The organism is Aurantivibrio plasticivorans (assembly GCF_055392955.1).
Genome location: NZ_AP036020.1, coordinates 3,400,222 through 3,419,877 on the forward strand (window position 1 = coordinate 3,400,222; position 19,656 = coordinate 3,419,877).

Consider the following 19,656-nt stretch of genomic DNA (forward strand, 5'->3'; position numbering starts at 1 on the left):
TATCCCTTTACCTACGATGCAGCCGCCCTTCTATCCGACCTTTTAGATTTCATTGAGCTAGTGCGACAATATGAAACTACCGTTCTATAAAGGATTACCCGTCAACCATTTGAAGCTTGGAATGTACGTTTCACGGTTGGATGTACCGTGGGAACAAACTGATTTTCCACTGCAAGGTTTGTTGATTAAGTCGGTGGCTGACATTGAAAAACTATCACAATATTGTCAACGCGTTTGGATTGACGAGGAGAGGTCTCGCGGCGAGTTACACAAAAATAATTCTTTTCCGCCAAAGTCGGGAATAAAAACAAAGGCAAAAATCGCAGCGAATTTTGCAGACTATTCGATTGCCTATAACTGGAAAAAAAAGCATTGCGTTGAACAATATGCAATTCAATCTTCAATGAAGCGAGAAATAGTTCGCTCAGCCAAGCTTTTCGATGGCCTAGAAAAGCAAATTCACAACGTATGTACCAATATTATTCACTGCCACACTTCCGACATAGAGAAATTAGTAGACAGTACATCGCAGGTTGTTGACAGCATTATACGAAACCCCGATGCCTTTGCTTGGCTATGCCGGATTCGAGATACCCGCGAACCCATCTATACACATATTATTCGGCTCGCCATTTGGGGTGGGATTGTGGGTCGGCAGTTAGGGTTAAACCATTATTCGTTGACTCACCTGAGTTCAGCGTTGCTATTCACGGGTATTGGTAAAAGCACTTTATCGAAACAAGTGCTAGAGGGGTATCATCCTTCAAAAGCGCGTCTTGAGTATCAATGTCACCTCCATGAAACGTTATATCAACTACAACAGATTCGCTTCAGCACTGACGGCGTGATCAATACCATTGAAAACTATTGCGAGCGCATTGATGGCAGTGGATTTCCTCTTAATAAAACGGTGAATGAAATACCGTTTCTGTCACAAGTTGCAGGGCTTATCGAGACTTATGAATTGATGATCTCGCCTTACGATATAAGCCATGCTGTATCGCCCTCAAGTGCCGTTGTTTATCTCAACCGCTACAAGGGAAAATTTTTTGATGCGAGTCTTGTCGAAGAGTTCATTAAGGCGATTGGAATATATCCTACAGGCACATTAGTGGAGCTGAGTGATGATCAAAAGGGAATTATCTTTTCCCAGGATTACGAGCGCCGCCTGCGCGCATCGGTGATCCCTATCATTAATTCTCACGGAACCATTGCCAACAAATACCGAGTGCTGGATCTTTCCTGCGCTGATCACCGCGAAGGTGATTCAGGAGATAATCAACTCTATATACGCAAAGGCGTTCCCGCCAGCAATATACCCCGCGGCCTACTTGAAGACGCTCACAATTGGATGTTCAAACGGAACCGCGGTGTTAAGGGAATGATACAAAGCATTTTAGGCTAGCCCTACAGAACAATCATACCAACAATAAAAACTGCATCACCGCCAATTCTCTTAGTTGATGAGCGCTCTAGTCTATTTGCACCACCAACATGCATCAAGCCCCACCCAACTTGCAATCTCCCCTTTCAAGCAGTCGAGTAACGGAGCAGCGGAGAGAAGTAGCCGAGGTGGAGTTAATCCACCTCACGTTCAGATATGCTTTGCTTCATTAGTTCGGCGTCGTCTTCTGAAATCCATTGTCCTTTAAGCAGCTTGTCGGTCGCGGCGTTAAATTGTTCACTATACATTTTTTGGTCGTGATAAAGTGCCTTGAGTGTTGCTTCAGAGAACGGCGCTTTTGCGCCCATGATGCCGCCTAGTCCGCCAGCGCTCAAATAACCTCGGTGGGCGGCGGTAGGTACGCTGATGTAAGGCATTTGTATGCCGCCTTTGGCGTTGCCGTTTTCGTCGCGTTCGATTTCAAACGTTGCGCTGTATTGAATACCTTCGACGGTTGGCGGGCGAATGTCTTCCCGTACCCAGCGTTGTAGGTTGTGGTAGGCACCACGCAGGAGTGGTGTCCAGATGAGGTCGTTGGGTTCGTCGCCGTCACGCATCCAGTTTGTCACCCAACGCATAACCGCGCCCGCATCTATAGCCTCACCCGTTGTTTCTTGACCGAGACGAATCACGTCTTTGCCAGGTATTTCTCCAGGTATATGCGACCCGCCCGTTACTTCGTAGGTTACACGGCCGCCGGTTTCACTGAATGCATCCGGTTGACGGGTGTGCATCCCCAGCCACATTTCGCCTTCGGAATAAAGTGAAATAAATGGGACTTCCAATGTATTGATTAATTGGCGAGGATCTTCGAGCGCCACGTCATCGGAGCATTGATTCAAACGAACTAACGCCGGGCCAATCACACCAAGATAGCCGTCATAAAGTGGTTCACCCTTTGGTGTACGGTACTGATCATGAAACGCGACAAGCCAGGTTCGAAGATAGATTGAGGATTGCGATAACCCAACCATATAGAGTGTTGGCTCTTGAAAATCGGGCAAAATTTTTGTGCGCGATTCACTTTTTAATAAGAGTGCCAACTGGGCCAGCATATCCCAAATGAGGCCATCTTCCGTCTCAGTAAACGACGATGCTGGCACGAGGCCAATCGCATCCATGGTTCGATACATGAAGCCATCGCCTGTCATGTAGGTCGGAATAATGGAAGGTTTATCGCATCGGTCTGACAGTTCGAATGGGGTGTTCCAGTTTAGCGACGAGTAACGCTCGCTATCGAAGGTTTGTAAGGCACGCGCGCTGATCGCTTTGCTGGTAATGCCCACCCATGCATCCCCCTGCGCAACCATTCGCTCAACATCAATCGGCCCACCTAAATCCACGCCGCCGCTTGCATTCAATATCAGGACTTCTACGTTGCCACTGAAACGGCTCGGGTCTTTCGGACGACGGACTAAAATTCTGGTGGTGTAATCCGTTGGGCCAGCAACAACTTTGACTTGCTGCCCCTCCCCCGCCCAGTCATACACGTTTGCCATTCCGGATAGAAAAAATTCTTCCTCAACATAATCTACCGACCGCAAATATTCACTCGCATCAAGGTACGGTCTAGATGTTTCGGTCACTACTAATGGAGGCGACACATGGGGAAGCGCTACCGCCGTTTGCCCATTGACTACAATAGACAGTAAAAAACTCATTGCAGAAGAGACAAAAATCGTTAGCGGCCGAAGTATTTTTTTATTATTCATTTTAAGTATGCCCCACAATCATTTGGTACGAACTAGGAAAGCGAATGGCGATGCACGCTAAGAATGACCGGAAAATGCCAATATATCTAGCGTTTCTTATGTAAAGAAGGTTATGGGTTTTAGTACGCTAGGCGACTATAACTCATCGAATATGACAAGCGTATTCGCTTTGTTGTTAAACATGATGCGAGTTCATGCTAGATGTAATCCAGGGGAACAGAGGCATTGTTCTTTATGAGTTCAAACATATTGTTCTCTATCCAACGATCTAACGAACAAATCTTTTTTCGTAGATCTTGCCCCAGTGCTGTTAGTTCATACTCAACATGCGGTGGAACAGTTCCCATGTCCACCCGAAGTACCAAGTTCATATCCTCTAGTTCACGCAACGTTTGGGTAAGCATTTTCTGCGAGATGCCGTCAATTTTTCGCAGTAGCTCACCATTTCTCCAGCGCTTTTTGGCCAGCGCATCAATGACCAGAAGATGCCATTTACCGGCAAGAAAAGAGAGTAGTCCCCGTGCAGGGCATTTTGCATTAAACACATTCGGCTCAGCTTTAGCGTGGTCTTTTGGCAGTTGATACATGCAGGCTCCAGAATTTTATGGTTACTATCTTATAGTTACTAAAAGGTGCGTACTATATTTTTGGTAATCGCTCACATAGTATCAACGGCTCTACCCACTTACCACAAATGGAGTGATCCGAATGTTTAATCCAGTCCACCCAGAAGTTGCGACAGGCGAAGCGCTCGCCGCGCTAAATGAAGCTAAATCGCAGTTTGGTAACGCAATAAACCTGTGTAAAGTAACAGCCAATGCTCCCAACACACTCAAAGGCATACTTGCATACAACAAAGAGCTGTCAAATGACATGGAACTTACTAAGGGAGAAATTGAATTAGTTGCCATGCTGACGTCGGCGTTGAATCACTGTGATTATTGCGTCAATGTTCATATGCAAGTAGGCAAAATGTACGGGCTTACGGAAAACGATTTAATCGACGCTATGTCAGCTCGTGCGCAAAGCGCTCGCGATCAATCGCTCCTCAACTACACCAACGAGCTAGTTAGAAATAGAGGTCGCGTTTCACAACAAACGTTGATCGCTATCCGAGAGCAAGGCTTTAGTGAGAAAGCACTGTTAGAAGTCGTTGGCGTTGTCGGCATCTATACCAGCCTGAATTACATTCGACATATAGCTAATCCTGAACACGATTTTCCCAAAGTCACTCAGTTTGATGCAAGCGTGCATGGCGCGTGATATTTCTTGGAGGGGAGCTGGGCTATCGCCATGGTCCCAGTTGCTCCCCTCGTTTTTTTAAATGGTGTTGATTTATCTGTCTTTTTCTCGACGCGAGAATATATGGATTATTTAAAAGTTTCGCCTTTCGGCGAGTTACTTCTTTTGTTTGGTCAAAAGAAGTAACCAAGAAAAGCCCACCCAACAAGCCGGCCTTCGGCTTCTCTGCGTTACTCACAAGCAAGGGAAGCTTCGGCAACTCGCTTCGCTCAAACAGGCCTCAGCGTTTATCCCTTGCTTGCTGCGTTACTCGACGGCTTGTAATGGGGTATATAGAACAATATCTGCGCCTCTGGACAAGAGGGGTTCTCCCAAAAATCACATAATACTTACACATTACAAAATCGTTATTGATCATTAATAACAGACCGGTCTATTATAAATACTAACAAGGAGATATCCATGGCTAGAACACGCAATCAAGACGCATACGATGCCGCTCGCGACAAGCTACTCGACGTCGGTGAGCAATTGTTTCGGCAACACAGCTTCGCAGAAACCGGCATTAACGATGTACTGAAACATGCAGGGGTCGCGAAAGGGTCGTTTTATCACTACTTCGATAATAAGGAATCTTTCGGAGTTGCTGTCGCGCGTCGCTACTCCGATCAGCAAGTAGCGTTCGCGAAAGCGGTTCTAACAAATGGGAAACAAGCGCCTTTAAAACGATTGAAAACGTTTTTCTCTAACGCATTAAAGCAAATGGAGCAGAGAGAATACGCTGAAGGTTGCCTCATGTGTAATTTGACTACGGAACTTGCTGATGAATACCCCGCGTTTCAAAACGAACTCAATAGTAATTGGCAGGCGCTATCGACAGCGCTTGCCAACTGCCTTGGCGAAGCCGACCTAGCGGACATTGGGCTTGCCCACCTAAAACCCAAAGAAGCCGCAGATTGGCTACTTAACGCATGGAGCGGCGCTTTGACTCGCATGAAAGCAACTGGGGATAAAACACCACTCACCCTCTTTATTAAATCTGTATTCACGCCCTCATCTAAATAACAGGAACCGCATATGAAAACGTCACACCCAAAATCCGTTATCGTAACCGGTGCGAGCCGGGGCATCGGCGAGTTAACGGCTAAGTTACTCGCCACAAAAGGTCACACAGTTTACGCCACCATGCGTGATGTGAAAGGTCGCAATGCTGAGCGAGCTCAACGTTTGAAACAGTGGGCCACACAATCAAACGTTAACCTCGGCGTGGTTGAACTCGATGTAACGTCAAAAACCAGTATTACCAGTGCAGTAACCACTATTGAAGAAAACGGACCCATCGACGTGTTGGTAAACAACGCGGGTATTATGCCAGTTGGGGTCACCGAAGCATTTTCAATTGAACAGACCAAAGAACTGTTTGATGTCAATATGTTTGGCCTAGCCGCCACGAGCCAAGCCGTATTACCGAGTATGAGAAATAATAAATCCGGGCTTATCATTAATATTAGCTCTGCTGCTGGTCGACTGGCTATACCTTACTTCGGCATTTATTGCGCGTCGAAATGGGCCATGGAAGCCTACTCAGAAAGCCTCAATTACGAACTAGCTCCCTTTAATATTCAATCTGTTTTAGTCGAACCCAGCGGACATGCAACAGAACTAGTGAATAACCCTCCTAGCCCTTCCATTGATAGCACGATTGAACAATATGGACCACACGCAAATGGTCGAGAAAAATTACTCGGCATGTTCACAGACTTATTTGAACAAGGTAATGCTGACAACGATGCACAAAATGTTGCCGATCGAATTTGTGATTTGATCGAGATGGAAGGCCCTCGACCAATCCGCACGCAAGTTGGTGACGATATGGGTGTAGCCGCCATTAATGATGCAACGGCACCCGTTCAGGCGGGTTTGATTGAACAACTAGCGCAGGTATATGGCGTAGAACAGGCTTAGTGAAAACAAGCATATTCGCTGGTGACTCCGGAGATGTCCTTTAAGCCTACCCATGCCATTCGCATGCATAGATCGTGTTATATAGTCGATATTGGGCACCGAGATGACGCTCCTAGCGCCTTTATAGCCAAGGCCTCTAGCAAGGACACTGCGTTATAGAACCTTGATAGAGGGCCTGCCTTGACAGCACCCCTAAATGAAGCAAGGATTATTATAGTGCCGCTATGTTTCGGCCTCTTGCCCGTTGGCTACGAACGGTTGCCCGATGAACTATGCCTTCACAGATATTTTTGATATTCCACGCTTAACCAAGTTATGCGAGAGCTATACACAGACCAATGGAGTCGTAACGGCATTGCTCGACCTTGAGGGCAATGTTCATGTTAAATCTGGCTGGCAGGACATTTGCACTCAGTTTCATCGCGTTCATCCTGTGTCATCCAAACGCTGCACCGAAAGCGATACCGTTCTCGCAGAGCAATTATCTGAAGGCCAGCAATACAATGTGTACTGTTGTAAAAATGGCTTGGTCGATGTGGCGGTCCCTGTCATTATCGATGGTGAACATGTTGCCAATTTTTTTACCGGCCAATTCTTTTTTGAACCACCAGATCAAAATCGTTTTATTAAACAGGGCAAAGAACTGGGTTTTGATTTAATTCCGTATGTCGACGCACTGCAAAAGGTACCCACCTTCCGCGAGCAAGATATAAAAAAAATTATGGCTTTTTTAGTTAACTTGGCTCAAATTATTGGAGAAATGGGAAAAGCAAAACTAGAGCTATTGGAATTACGAAAAGAGGACCAAAAAACTCTTAACCAATTACAACAAGCCAGACACCAGCTTGAAAAACAGGCATCGGAAGACCCGCTGACAGGCCTTTACAATCGTCGTAAATTTGCCAAACGTTTAAATGAAGAATTCTCTCGTGCCACACGCTACCATCACAGCCTCACCATCGCGATGATTGACATCGATTTTTTTAAAGTCGTCAATGATACTCTGGGCCATAACGCTGGGGATCAAGTCATCATCAAGATTGCCGAATCTCTAAAACGTTGCGTTAGACATTCCGATATCGTCGCTCGTCTGGGTGGAGACGAGTTTTGTGTTATATTTCCCGAAATGGATCAGCAGGATGCTTTACCGGTGTTACACAAAATCCGTGAGAGCGTTGAGGATATGAGCCTGGAGCGATCACCGAATATCGACCATGTTACGTGCAGTATTGGCCTCGCCCACATGACACCTGACATAGCCACGGCTGACGATCTTTTAATTAATGCCGACAAAGCACTCTATCAGTCAAAAAACCAGGGTCGCAATAGAACCACAGCGTATATTCAATACGCCGCCGGTAAACCATCCTAACGTCAAACCTCTCTTTATGTTTAGTCAGCTCACTGCACATTGCCCGTGTAACGTTACGCTTTATTCGACCAGCGGCAATCCTGTCAATTTAAAAAACCTAACCTCAAATTAAGCCCTTAGCGCTTGGATTTCGCTTAAAGAGTCTCTATAACTGAACTGTATAACATGCAACAATCGTCGATTAACTCTTCGATTTAGTACACTGACTACTAGCGTGAAATTTAGAGCTTACAACCATGATAATAAAGGCATCTTTAGGCATAGCGTCATCCTTTTGTCTCGCACTGTTTTCTCATAGTGCTTTTTGCACAACCCCATCAGAAAGTGACCTCACTTATGGACAATGGTACGGACAACTCGGCGCACACGGGCTGAGACGTTCCCTGGCAAACTTCAGCGACTTGGGCGAGCTGGCCAATCGCACCGCAACCTATCGGATTAGCAAACAGCAGCAACGCATCCACCTTGCTCAACAAAGCGCGCTTCCTGGCACACCTGCGCCATTCACATACGAATCCGATTTTGACGGTATTGTTGCACAACTCGGTACAATGACAGCGATTACACCACAATTTGGTCGGCATACCGCGTTAGAGGGTATGGTGCGTCGTGCAGTAAGGGACGGTGACGATCTCGATGTCACCAGCGATCACCTTGATATTGGATTGGTGTGGCAAGCAAATATTTTCAGTCACCGAGCGGGATACTTTGCACTGCATGGTTTTTACGACAAAAATCGTGCGGACATTTTATTCGTCGACGGCGAACGTGTTGGCGATAACATTGGAGCGCGCGTCCAATTCGGCGAGGTGCTAGGAAGCACTTGGGCTTATTCTCTCAAATTAGAGCGCGCGAAGTGGCAAGGCGATAGCGAAAGCTACCGGCCTTCGATGAGCGGCCCTATTCTTGTCACGCAACCCGTAGACTATACACGCACGTATTTTAATGGCGATATTATTGGCCGGTTTAGTTTAGATAACTTTTTTATCGACAATACTCGGTTACGATGGCGAAGCGGTATTTATTACCTTCAAAATGACTACGAAGATCAAATCAACAGCCTCGATCAACCGGTTGTAGAACCATTTGGTGCCACCGAGCGCTTAGGCTTTCTACGTACAGGGGCACATTTATCGTGGGTCCGCGGCGAACAGAACCAGTGGAACCCCTTTATTGAGTTGATGTACGACTATGAGTTTAAAAACAATATGAACGATGTCATCGACGACCCGCATAATGCCACCATAAAGTTGGGGCTAGCCTGGCTCCCTAAACGCGGTTACAGGTATCAGTTTGAGGTTCAGCGCTATCAAGGGTTTGAGGGCGAACGTGCAAGAAACAATATCACCCTAACCGTCTTGCTGGATCATTTTTAGCGAGAGATAAGGCCTGCTAGCGTCCTTGTCTAGCAGGCTTTACCACATACGAAACAATGCCGAGTAAAACCCTAGTCGCAGCAGTGCTGATGCACACTTTCAATATGTTCTTTATCTGTCCCGCAGCAACCGCCTAATACGGTTAACTGCGGAAAGCTTTCACGCAACTCACGGTACAGCTGCCCAAACTCGTGAGGGTTGCCACGATCAAGCGTTTCAGATTCATCTAACTCCGCATGACTTTTACGGCTGGCGTTGGCCCGTATAGCACGTATTCGGTTAGCCCACGCCGCACCCGGTATAAGTTGTTCACGAAAGTGATCGGGGTGCGCACAATTAATCATGTAGTAGACAGGGCCGTTATTGGTTTCCTGATCAACACGAGTAATTGCGTCCTGCAAAGTTTCACCAGAAGGAATACGACCATCCGTTTCGGTCGTAAACGATATAACCACGGGTATGTTGGCATTTTTTGCCGCCAAGGTTATACCGATGGCTTCCTCCACATAATTAATGGTCATGGCCGACACCATGTCAGCAGGTGAGTCCGCAAACGTATTAATCTGTGGTGCATGATAATCACGCGCCTCAATGACACTCATGCGATTATCTGCAACATATCCGTCGCCTCTTGGGCCGACGCAACCACTAATAACGAGTGGCGTTTCTTGAGTTTCATATTGGTCGCGTAGTGCCGCCAACATGTTAATCGCTTCGCGGTTGATATCCGATAGCTCAATCGGGTTGTAGCCCAAGCGATCACCCCAATCTTGGCTTGCTCGCCAGGTGACGCTCTCTAGGACAAAACCTCGATCATGCTTTGCCGCAAGAGCGATATAGTCTTCAAAATAGCGATTCAGCCTTTCACGCCCTTCATCAATTGATAGTTGGTCGAAGGCGGCAAACAAAGGTAACTCAATATTCTCAAGAAAGACCAACGTCGTTTCTAACCCGCCGTCGGTTAAGAATACTTTGTCGCCCAGCTGCGGTAGTTCATTACGATATTTCATTGTGTTTATTCCTTTTAAATAGCTTCTTTTAATGGCAATAAGTCTTGTTCATATGGCGGTTTGGTTACATCACGCCCCATCAACATCTCCCATACGCGAGTGCTAGCTCCCTGATAAAATCCGTTGTCTTGATGCTCTTTGGGATTCACAAAGGTGCCAAACAACATATCGAACCAAGGCACATCGGCGTAGTTGTTACGATGCACACCACGACCATGGTGATGGCTATGGCTTTCTGGCCGCTGCACGAAATAACCTAACCATCGCGGGGTACGTATATTGAGGTGCTGGAAAATCGCGAAGAAAAATGTTGCCACTATTACAATGGTTGCAGCGTCTGCACTGATACCGACGCCCAGAACCAACGCAACACTACCAACCATGCTAAAACCAATGAGATCAATTGGGCTCAACCAAAATGCACCAAAGCTATCTAACCGCTCAGCGCTGTGATGCATTTGGTGGAGGTGCTGCCAAAGGAAGTCTGATGAATGCAGCGAACGATGCCAGATATACAGCACCAGCTCGTAGGTTAAGAAACCAACCGCGACCTGCACTGCAAAATTAGCCCCAGTGAGATCAAATAATTGGTAAGAAGCTAAATAGCCATCCCACATCAACGGCAAATAAGTTGAGACCAATAGATTGATCACAAAAAACAACAAGCCCTTTGTTTTCCACAAAGATACTGCCGGTAGTTTGCGTGCAGGGCATAGCGCTTCCCAGGCGATCAGCGCCAGATAAATACCGGCAGCGATGAACGTTAGCGGGTCGAGCAATATCTCCATAGGACTAGGCAACTCTGAGATCGGCATAGTCAAATCCTCCATTATGTTTACATTGAAAAGTCGTTTTAAATCGCCCTTGCGGGCTGCTCTCAAGCGGGGAGCAGTGTATGATTTGCCCTCTATGTAAACTAGTGAACTAAAAGTACGAACTTTTTTACCTGTAATTTATTTTAATTTTCAGATAGTTAGCCAACTTTCCGTCTATCTCAGGCAGATACAAGTGAGATCGCAGTTGTTAACTAGACCGCCGGTATAGTTAACGACCCACCATTGGCTTTATCACTATCGTCTTTTATTGAATTTGGAGAGGGACAGTGGCCACCAGAGCGAATAGCAGCCGCGAACGCATACTCAGCACAGCCGAGGGAATAATTCTTCAGAAAGGTTTTGCCGGGACCACCATTGATGAAATATTGGATAAATCAGCAATCACGAAAGGCGGTTTTTTCTATCACTTCAATGGCAAGATGGAACTCGCTCGCGCACTGGTCGAGCGATATATCGCGCTGGACAACCAAGTCTTCCACGAGTTTAACGAGCGAGCTGATTCGCTCAGTGAAGACCCTCTACAACAAACACTTATTTTCCTCAATTTAATGGCGGAAATGGTCGCCGGCATGACCACTATTCACCCCGGTTGCCTCGTCGCCGCTTTTGTCTATGAAACCCAGCAAATCGATGAAGAGATATATAACCGAATGCGAGACGGCATTCTTGAATGGCGAGCAATGATGGTGGGCCGCTTGCAACAAATTGAAGAAAAGTATTCCCCCAAGCTGGAAACGGACATCGATACCTTAGCGGATATGTTTACCTCAACATTAGAAGGCGGGATTATATTAGCTCGACTGTATGGCGACAATGACGCGCTGATAAAGCAAGTACAAGCTTATCGTATGCATTTGAGGTTGTTATACGAGTAGATAGCGTGTCACCTCACAGCGAGCAAGCCTCCGGTTTCTCTGTGTTACTCAACCGCTTGCCATCGGAATAGGCAATAAAAACCCCCAGCACTATTACACAACAACTATTGTAAAAACATTATTGTAATAGGCACTCCAATTAGGCCAAGAGCAATAATGATTGCGAAGACATGCTGAGGTTTAATGCCTGGTTTAACAAATGCCAAGCTTGGGTTCTCGGGGTTATAGTGTACGTCTTTCCCAAACTCGCCAGCGGCGACTTTCCGAATATAGTCTTCAGCGTCTTCGACACTGTTGTGGATTGGAATGTTAAAATTGTTGCAGTCCAAACGATAGGCCTGCCCCTCTACCTGGTAACCTAATTCTAGATAAGCGTGATAGTTTCCACCACTGCTACCAGTGGCTCGCATAATTTGAGAACTCACCACGTCAAAATGCGTGGTTGGCCATTGTTTACTGGCATTAGACAGCGTGACGTCCCTGATCGTGGTTACCATCATGACTGCACCTAAAATAACCAACAAGAGTAATAATATAATCTTCGCAATCTCACGTTCCGTTGCGACCAGGAAACCGATTGCGCACAAGAGCGATACAAACCAAATAATGAAAAATTTAAACTGAGAATGCATTCATCTACTCACATATCACTTGCAGCTTGAAGTCAGGCGTGCTTTTCAGCGGAAAAAGGCTTCGAGAACGTAAACGCATAGGGAGACGGTCCGCAGCTAGTTAAGTGATCCATACGTGCCTTACCTTCTTCCGGAGTTGGCACGCAGCCCTCGGTCACCCACCAGAGCACTTGGTGTGCTGATTGAATTTTGTTAAACCATGTATCCCGATCTTGTATGAGTTCAATATGAGCGGTTCGGTAGACATAGTGCTTTAGCGATTCAATATCTTCCCAGACACTCATATTCACAACCAGAGATGAATTATTGAAGACACGAACATTCGTATCGTCACTTGGATCGGGATCAAAGCGCCAAACGAACCCTGGGGATGTTTCCGCTAAATGATTAATTTCTTCAATTCGTGCAACGAAGTCTTTCATTATTTCGCTGTCAAGCGACGCCTTTGCTTGAGCGATATTCATTTGTGCTAATTGATATTTCTCCATTTTCCCCTAGCGCCTTATTTAAGCCGTCTGCGATACCTTTTTTTCTGCATTCACACCAAAGCCCCTCGCCATTCGCTTACCGTTCAGCATTACACCAACCCATGTTGTGCGAACAAACCCGTTATATAGATAGTACAATGGCACCGCCGTTAACACGACACATAGGCTGTACTTAATAGCCCAGTGGACAGGCCATAGGATAAATAGTGCTTGCCAAAAGGCGATGAGCGGCATGTGCATAAGGTAAACCCAGTAAGAACCATCGGCCAAAAAACGCATGAATGGGCTTTCTCGAGTAAAAAACCTCACCCCCATGCCGATGGTACCAAAGGTCAACATCATTAGCGCACTACCATAAATCACGGCGTAGATAACATTAACATCTGGCGCTAATACATGGGCGATATCTCCCCGATAAGGCCATATAATGTAAAGCGCTGCGAGACTCAGCCCAGTCCCTACTATCATATTTAGCTGCCAATGAGAGAATAGTGTTGCAATTTTATGGCGCTGACGATCAAGAACCCAACCAATGACAAACAAATAAAAATAGATAAGCCAGGTCGACCAATGCACGTCGAGGTTGACCATCGGTGTCACAACACCACCTGCCGCTTGCCATTCTGGAATACTCAATAAAATCAAACACACCGGGATCGAAAGCACCCATGCCCCGACGGGCGTTTTCATTAATCTGTGGAGACACGCATCAATAAACAGGCTAATGCGCCCTTGCTTGTCAATTTGCTTATAGAGCGCTCGAAGCATAAATGCGAACAGATAGCACCCAAGCAGCACGTATAAAAACCATAAATGCATTAAGCTCAGTGATTCGGTGTCAGAGTTAGAAAATTCGGGAAGGTTGTCGAGACTGCCATACATTTTAAAATAGGCCCAAAACAACGCTGCGGCTGTTAAAGGAAATGTAATAAGCCAAAAGACAATGAGAGGCAATAAAATCCGTTTTGCTCTATCTTTCGCCAGATATTTAGCACCGCGCCGATGAAAAACCAAGTGAGCAAAAAAGCCTGCCAGCAAAAAAAACACTGACATGCGAAACACATGAATTTCAAACATCAATGCAAAAAGCGTATCGCTGTAATGATTGTCCGGCACCAGATCCGACGCCGACACATCTTGATACAGAAACAGCATCGTACCGTGTATAAAGATACCCAACAGCAAGGCGATTGCGCGCACGGCATCAAGAGAATGAAGTCTCTCGCCGGCATTTGCAGTTTGCATGTGTTCATGTTGGTGCGCTGTGGTGCTGGTCATGACGATCTCCTTTTCGACCTAAGCATTGTTAGTGGAAATGGCTAAATGGCTGCGGCGCAACAACTCAAAGGGGAAACTTACTGAGTAACACGCCTTAGAAGCTCAATTGAGGCCTCAACTTCGACTTTTCGCACCGCAACACTCTCTATATTGCAGCCGATAGGAATACCTTTCGCTTGCGCGAAGTCTTTGAGTTCCCGCCAATTGTGTTCGCAACTATCTACTGATTTTTGCAAGATATCATCTGAATGCAATAAATCATTTTTAAGCCAACGAGGAATAGCGATACCCAACCATTCCATAAACTGTAAGGTTTTGGTTGAACCACAAGGCGTAAAGGTAAAAATAATCGGCACGAGTGGCTTATTATGCTCTTTGGCGTAGTAGTAATAATCCGACAAGAAATCTTTCGATGCATTGACGTCATAGACACCCTGAGAAACAAAAAAGCGACACCCTTTATCGATTTTGTTGAAGACGCGCAAATGCTCATCACCTTTCACTTTGTGCCTTTCTGGAATCACAACCCCGCCCAACAGCGTATCAGGGCTTTCGGAATTCTTAAGAGAATAGGCATCACTCACCGACATTGACACTTGCTGCCCCGAGGAGGCCGCACCGACAAAGACGGTTAAATCCCGACTGGGGTCTAGTTGGCCAAGAAATTCTGATAGCTCGGGTTGCGAGTATCGCCCTACGGCTCGATACACAATTTTGGGTACAGAAAGGTTGCCCATATAACGACGACTGTATTCGAATGAGTCGATTGTCTCCATAAAAGGAAAGGGCCGCTCCTCGCTCGTTCGCGACGCTTCGTCCTGAATATCATAGAGTACAAGCCCATCAATATTGAGATCTTTTAATCTTGCCACCTGGCGGTCGGCAATTTCTTTCACTAAAGCGGCTTCCGTTCCCTGTTTAGGGGGAACCAAACCGTACAACACGATACCATCGGCACGGCTATTGATTTTTTCTACTAACACATTAACTACCAGGAATAATGAATTGACAGTGACTTAACTGGCCGAAGAAACGCACATCGCTCTTCAGCAAACTTAAAACACAACACCTAAATACAAGTAAAAGGATCGTTCTTTTTTATCTGACTGACCATAAGCCAAATAGGCCGGGCCAAGGGGACTATCCCAACCCACAAAAATACTTCCGCTCTCGCGTAAGTTCGAATACTCAATATCCTCACGACGCGCCCAAACGTTTCCCGCTTCGATTGATGCTCCGAGATAGAGGGGCAAACTGATCGCGCCAAAATCATTTTGTGCGACTTCGTAGGTATAGACCCAACTAAAGAACCGTACATGGTTTCCGCTGAGTGCATCTTTGGGAATACCCGACAGGTTGAGAAACCCTCCAAGCTCAAAACTCCCAAGTGTGGTGACATCATCTTCAGTGACAAAACTTTGCGCTCGCACGAGGGTGCGCAGATTATGACGACCTGACGATATCACCCCATTATATTCGGCATCAAATCGCGTCGTCGTTTGCTCTACATCCAGTAAATCCGTTCGCGCTCGCTTTAATTCTGCCGCCAGCTTCCATCCCCGTGTTGGAAAGCTAGCATCATTAAAGCTATCAAAATTAATATCGATAAAGCCGCCCGTTTCCCTCAGTGAAAACTTACTAAACCCCACGTCGGTTTGTAAAACCTTGGGGACTTCCACTTCGGCATTTAAATGCGATGCGCCCAGCAAAAAGTCGAGTCGATTCCGAGGGTTCCAGCCCAGCCCAAGTTTTGATTCTTTTTCGACGCTGCGAATCTCACCAAGTGATTCGCCCTCTTCATCGGTATAGGCAGACACCTGATTTTCATAGTTGGCGATGGCATTAGCGAAAAAGTCACTATTACCTAACGGCCAGTATATTTCCGTTAGAAAATATTTCTCTGTCCCTAGCTCAACCGCCGAGAACCATTCCGCGCCGTTTTCAGAAATATTGGTAAGACGGTAAGACCCGCCAAACTGGTAGCGGCTGAATGTGCTGAAATCGTCCTCGAATGTAAACTTTAGGTCAAAGTAGCCTGGCCCCCATTCTTTTTCGTCAACATCAATCTTCAACACTTCGCCATCAACCTCGGACGCCAACGATGTAGACACACGGGCGATAGTTCCCTGACCAATGAGCTGATCGACGCCATCTTGAATATCCCGTTGCGTTAGTTCCGTTTGTCCGCGCAAACCCAATTTGCGCAACAGGTATTCATCAGACAGGCGTGTATCATTTTTTAAATCGATGCGCTTAATCACTCGCTCACCGGCGAGCGGATCAAGCCGCGCTCGCGGCTGTGCGCCGTAGTCAACTGTATCACCCAGACGCGCCAGTAAATCACTTCCCGCTAACGCCTGCTGCGCAGCATCCTTACCTTGCTGGACGACGGTGACAACTTCGCCAAACTCCAACATGCCCACATCGTTTAACACCGGCTCAATAATGATGTCGCTTTCAGACAATAACGATTTTTGATATTCCACATTGCCATGTGTCAAAAATCCCGTTAACTGGCGCAGAATAGTAATTCCGGACGCAAGTTGATCCCGCTCATACAGAGGCGCTCCAATATCCACGGCAATCACAATATCGGCGCCTAGATTCTTAGCGACATCGATTGGTAAATTATTGGCGACGCCACCATCAATCAATAGACGACCTCCACGTTCTGTTGGTCGAACAATACCGGGCAGCGACATCGAACTTTGAACCGCTATAGAAAGATCACCAGCGTCGAGGATGACCGCCTGCCCTGTTTCAGCATCCGCAGCAACCGCTCTAAATGGGATAGGCAGTGCGTCGAAACTCGAAAACTCGGCGTATTTGCCAAGTAGACTATCCACCAGTTTTTTCATCCCCTGCCCTTGCAGAAAGCCCTGGGGAAGTTTGATTCCGCTCCGACCTAAACCAATATCTAACTGAATAGGAAAACTATCAATTTGGCGTTTGCGCCTGATGGGTATATCGCTTCGACTGAGATTATCTTTATACCCTGCATTCCAATCAGCGTTTGCGAATAACGCCTCTATGTCTTGAGGGCTCTTGCCCGTGGCGTAGAGTGATCCCACAAATGCGCCAATACTGGTACCGGAAATAAAATCGACAGGGATCTTGTGCTCTTCAATCGCTTTCAACACTCCAATGTGCGCACCGCCACGAGCACCACCGCCACCTAACACTAGCGCAACGCAAGGCCGATCTTTCACAGTCGCGCAAGGCGTGTTCACCGTGTGTATAGAGGTAAAATCATTGTTGGCAGTAGCGAACACCGAACAGCTCATCAAAAATACGGCAACGCTTTTACAAAGCTTGCTGTTGCTATGTCGATCAGCCACGTTAGGTTCCTACTTTGTTGTCGGATGGACCGACTCACTATCGATCAAGACCGCGAGTTTACCAAACTCTCTAGTCATGTGCGTTGAAACGCTTCTCTCAATTAATTGATTTATCGCAAAACCACCCTGCGAATCCGTGAGTAGAATACCTGCCTTACACCGTTTCATCGATGAGGAGCCTCGACATGCAAGACCAAGGCGCGACCTATAAGAAGATGGCAGGCACGTCGGCTGTATTCCTGTGCTCAGATTATCAAGGCGCATCGCCCGTTGAGCGCGATGGAGAAACCTGGAATGCACAGGAACTGCATCTAAACGAAACTAGCGCCACGACACAGAGCAAACCGGCAATGGCCAATGCCTTAGCGCTCGAGGGGCTTGAAGATTACGACCCACCCAGCGCAGGCGATGTGCGTCATGTCAGCTCACTGGGCGTAGACTTTATTTATTCAGATAAAATTCGCGGATGGATCCAATTTCAGAGTTAGTGCTCCTGAAAACCACCAGGATAAATAGGTAACTTTCGCACCGCTAAACGCGTATAGCGCAGTATCCGAATTTGGAGACAGACTATGCGCGCCACCCTACTGAGCTTGCTTGCCGGGTTAGTACTCAGCGAATCCGTCACCGCCGCCCAAGTATTCCACAGCCGCAGTGACAGCTATGCCATCGAGCTATTCACATCCGAAGGTTGCAGCAGTTGCCCACCTGCAGAGCGTTGGCTAGGGTCTTATCGCGATCATCCCGAATTATGGCAAACCTACTTCCCCATCGCGTGGCACGTCGACTATTGGGACTACTTAGGCTGGAAAGACGACTTTGCCGAATCACGCCATGCCAATCGGCAACGACGTTACGCAAAGAATGACCAATTCACCGGGGTATACACACCCGGCGTGATTGTAAATGGACAAGAATACCGTGGCTGGCGACGAGGCAGCGAGGTTTCACAAAGTATCAAGCAACTGCCCCAAAGCCCGCTGTTAAAGATGAATGTAGCGCAGCGACATATAACACTCTCGCTAACGGCGGCTGAAAACCTTCAAATACCCGACGTTAAAGCAACGGTGTTAGTCCTGGGTTTTGATGTGCGCTCAAATGTGACTCGTGGCGAAAACCGTGGCAAGCGCTTCTCCCATGATTTTGTGGTTTTACACAGTCAATCAAAGCCCATCGAAAACACCGTTGATGAGGTATCGAAAGAGCAAAACAGTGTTAGCACATTCACAATAAACCATGAAAAATTCAAACAACGCTATAAAACCAACTCACTAGCCATCGTCGCCTTTGTTGAGACGCCTTCTAGCCCAACTCCCATTGCAATTGCTGGTGGCTGGCTCGAGTAATCGTAACTTTTCATTAACCTTGGCCGCGACTTATTGATAGAGACACATTGCGACATCCCTTCATTGGCAGGAGTCGATCCATTAGCAATAGCTATAACACCGATATCAATGATCTATTTTAACTATTTTTAATGGCAGGTTAGTATGGTCGTTAAGCAATTGAGCTTGATCATTCGCTTCTACTACAGAACGCACACATGCCAATAGGAGGCTCACTATGGATATTGGAATCAGTGAAACAGACCGACGACAGGTTGCCGATGAGCTAAAACGCTTACTCGCAGACTCCTACACACTCTACCTGCAAACTCACAACTTTCACTGGAACGTATCTGGCCCGCAGTTCCGAGAGCTGCACTTGATGTTCGAGGAACACTACACCGAACTCGCCGTGGCAGTTGACGATATTGCTGAGCGGATCCGTACCCTGGGTGTAGCAGCCCCCGGCACCTACCGAGCGTTTGCAGAACTTAGCTCTATCGAAGAAGTCGACGGTGTCCCCTCGGCCAGTGACATGATTGCGATTCTGAATAAGAGTCACGAGCAAGTCGTCAGGACATGCCGGCAAGCACTTTCGAAAACCCAAGAGGCCAACGATGAATCATCTACGGCTTTAATTTCGGATCGCATGCGTATCCATGAAAAAACGGCCTGGATGCTCAGGGCCATGCAATAACGAAAGTTCACAGCGATCAACGCAGTAGCCACTCGTGGCTACTGCCCTTTCATCCGCCGAAATTAA

19 protein-coding genes are annotated in these 19,656 nt (G+C 46.8%); 10 read left to right on the plus strand and 9 right to left on the minus strand.

All coding sequences use genetic code 11. The annotated features are described in order from the left end of the window. The first annotated feature begins 70 nt into the window (after window positions 1-70). Complete coding sequence (locus tag ACZ5NB_RS15195) at window positions 71-1,405, plus strand: HD-GYP domain-containing protein (RefSeq protein ID WP_460233086.1); 1,335 nt, start codon at window positions 71-73, stop codon at window positions 1,403-1,405. Window positions 1,406-1,578: 173 nt separating this feature from the next. On the opposite strand, the gene ACZ5NB_RS15200 is transcribed toward ACZ5NB_RS15195, so the two are convergent. Both ACZ5NB_RS15200 and ACZ5NB_RS15205 read right to left on the minus strand, forming a co-directional pair. Continuing rightward, window positions 1,579-3,156: an alpha/beta hydrolase domain-containing protein gene (locus ACZ5NB_RS15200; protein ID WP_460233088.1), complete on the minus strand. Its 1,578-nt coding sequence runs from the start codon at window positions 3,154-3,156 to the stop codon at window positions 1,579-1,581. A 197-nt stretch (window positions 3,157-3,353) separates the two neighbouring features. Beyond that, window positions 3,354-3,743 carry a winged helix-turn-helix transcriptional regulator gene (locus ACZ5NB_RS15205; protein ID WP_460233090.1) on the minus strand — a complete coding sequence of 130 codons (390 nt, stop codon included), beginning with the start codon at window positions 3,741-3,743 and terminating at the stop codon, window positions 3,354-3,356. A 121-nt stretch (window positions 3,744-3,864) separates the two neighbouring features. On the opposite strand from ACZ5NB_RS15205, the gene ACZ5NB_RS15210 reads away from it, so the two are divergent. From ACZ5NB_RS15210 to ACZ5NB_RS15230, 5 genes are all read left to right on the plus strand, one after another. Continuing rightward, window positions 3,865-4,419, plus strand: coding sequence for a carboxymuconolactone decarboxylase family protein (locus ACZ5NB_RS15210; protein WP_460233092.1), 555 nt, complete (start codon window positions 3,865-3,867; stop codon window positions 4,417-4,419). A 441-nt stretch (window positions 4,420-4,860) separates the two neighbouring features. Further along, window positions 4,861-5,463, plus strand: coding sequence for a TetR/AcrR family transcriptional regulator (locus ACZ5NB_RS15215; protein ID WP_460233094.1), 603 nt, complete (start codon window positions 4,861-4,863; stop codon window positions 5,461-5,463). Window positions 5,464-5,475: 12 nt separating this feature from the next. Continuing rightward, window positions 5,476-6,363 (plus strand): SDR family oxidoreductase, encoded by an 888-nt coding sequence (locus ACZ5NB_RS15220; RefSeq protein WP_460233096.1) that lies wholly within the window; start codon window positions 5,476-5,478, stop codon window positions 6,361-6,363. Window positions 6,364-6,628: 265 nt separating this feature from the next. Then, window positions 6,629-7,735 carry a diguanylate cyclase gene (locus ACZ5NB_RS15225; protein ID WP_460233098.1) on the plus strand — a complete coding sequence of 369 codons (1,107 nt, stop codon included), beginning with the start codon at window positions 6,629-6,631 and terminating at the stop codon, window positions 7,733-7,735. A 236-nt stretch (window positions 7,736-7,971) separates the two neighbouring features. Then, window positions 7,972-9,111 (plus strand): hypothetical protein, encoded by a 1,140-nt coding sequence (locus tag ACZ5NB_RS15230; protein WP_460233100.1) that lies wholly within the window; start codon window positions 7,972-7,974, stop codon window positions 9,109-9,111. A 71-nt stretch (window positions 9,112-9,182) separates the two neighbouring features. On the opposite strand, the gene ACZ5NB_RS15235 is transcribed toward ACZ5NB_RS15230, so the two are convergent. Next, window positions 9,183-10,121, minus strand: a complete 939-nt coding sequence (locus ACZ5NB_RS15235) for a homocysteine S-methyltransferase family protein (protein WP_460233102.1) — start codon at window positions 10,119-10,121, stop codon at window positions 9,183-9,185. A 14-nt stretch (window positions 10,122-10,135) separates the two neighbouring features. Then, window positions 10,136-10,936, minus strand: coding sequence for a sterol desaturase family protein (locus ACZ5NB_RS15240; RefSeq protein WP_460233104.1), 801 nt, complete (start codon window positions 10,934-10,936; stop codon window positions 10,136-10,138). Between the two features lie 287 nt (window positions 10,937-11,223). On the opposite strand from ACZ5NB_RS15240, the gene ACZ5NB_RS15245 reads away from it, so the two are divergent. Further along, complete coding sequence (locus ACZ5NB_RS15245; RefSeq protein ID WP_460233106.1) at window positions 11,224-11,832, plus strand: TetR/AcrR family transcriptional regulator; 609 nt, start codon at window positions 11,224-11,226, stop codon at window positions 11,830-11,832. Window positions 11,833-11,936: 104 nt separating this feature from the next. Here ACZ5NB_RS15245 and ACZ5NB_RS15250 read toward each other — a convergent pair whose 3' ends face one another. The 5 genes from ACZ5NB_RS15250 to ACZ5NB_RS15270 form a co-directional block, all read right to left on the minus strand. Further along, on the minus strand, window positions 11,937-12,332 hold the full coding sequence (locus ACZ5NB_RS15250; RefSeq protein WP_460233108.1) for a DUF3592 domain-containing protein: 396 nt from the start codon (window positions 12,330-12,332) through the stop codon (window positions 11,937-11,939). Window positions 12,333-12,496: 164 nt separating this feature from the next. Next, a complete protein-coding gene (locus ACZ5NB_RS15255) occupies window positions 12,497-12,952 on the minus strand; it encodes a DUF3291 domain-containing protein (RefSeq protein WP_460233110.1) in 456 nt (151 codons plus the stop codon). Between the two features lie 18 nt (window positions 12,953-12,970). Continuing rightward, window positions 12,971-14,230 carry an acyltransferase family protein gene (locus ACZ5NB_RS15260; RefSeq protein WP_460233112.1) on the minus strand — a complete coding sequence of 420 codons (1,260 nt, stop codon included), beginning with the start codon at window positions 14,228-14,230 and terminating at the stop codon, window positions 12,971-12,973. Window positions 14,231-14,307: 77 nt separating this feature from the next. Next, a complete protein-coding gene (locus ACZ5NB_RS15265; protein WP_460233114.1) occupies window positions 14,308-15,213 on the minus strand; it encodes a methylenetetrahydrofolate reductase in 906 nt (301 codons plus the stop codon). A gap of 72 nt (window positions 15,214-15,285) precedes the next feature. Continuing rightward, the gene (locus ACZ5NB_RS15270) at window positions 15,286-17,568 is read right to left on the minus strand and encodes a patatin-like phospholipase family protein (protein ID WP_460233116.1); all 2,283 of its coding nucleotides are present in this window, start codon (window positions 17,566-17,568) and stop codon (window positions 15,286-15,288) included. A gap of 185 nt (window positions 17,569-17,753) precedes the next feature. On the opposite strand from ACZ5NB_RS15270, the gene ACZ5NB_RS15275 reads away from it, so the two are divergent. The 3 genes from ACZ5NB_RS15275 to ACZ5NB_RS15285 all read left to right on the plus strand — a co-directional run bounded on the left by ACZ5NB_RS15275 (window position 17,754) and on the right by ACZ5NB_RS15285 (window position 19,590). After that, complete coding sequence (locus tag ACZ5NB_RS15275) at window positions 17,754-18,056, plus strand: hypothetical protein (protein WP_460233117.1); 303 nt, start codon at window positions 17,754-17,756, stop codon at window positions 18,054-18,056. 84 nt (window positions 18,057-18,140) lie between these two features. After that, window positions 18,141-18,914, plus strand: a complete 774-nt coding sequence (locus tag ACZ5NB_RS15280; protein WP_460233119.1) for a DUF1223 domain-containing protein — start codon at window positions 18,141-18,143, stop codon at window positions 18,912-18,914. Window positions 18,915-19,131: 217 nt separating this feature from the next. Continuing rightward, entirely contained in the window at window positions 19,132-19,590 is a 459-nt protein-coding gene (locus tag ACZ5NB_RS15285) for a Dps family protein (protein ID WP_460233120.1), read from the plus strand. Window positions 19,591-19,656: the final 66 nt, after the last annotated feature.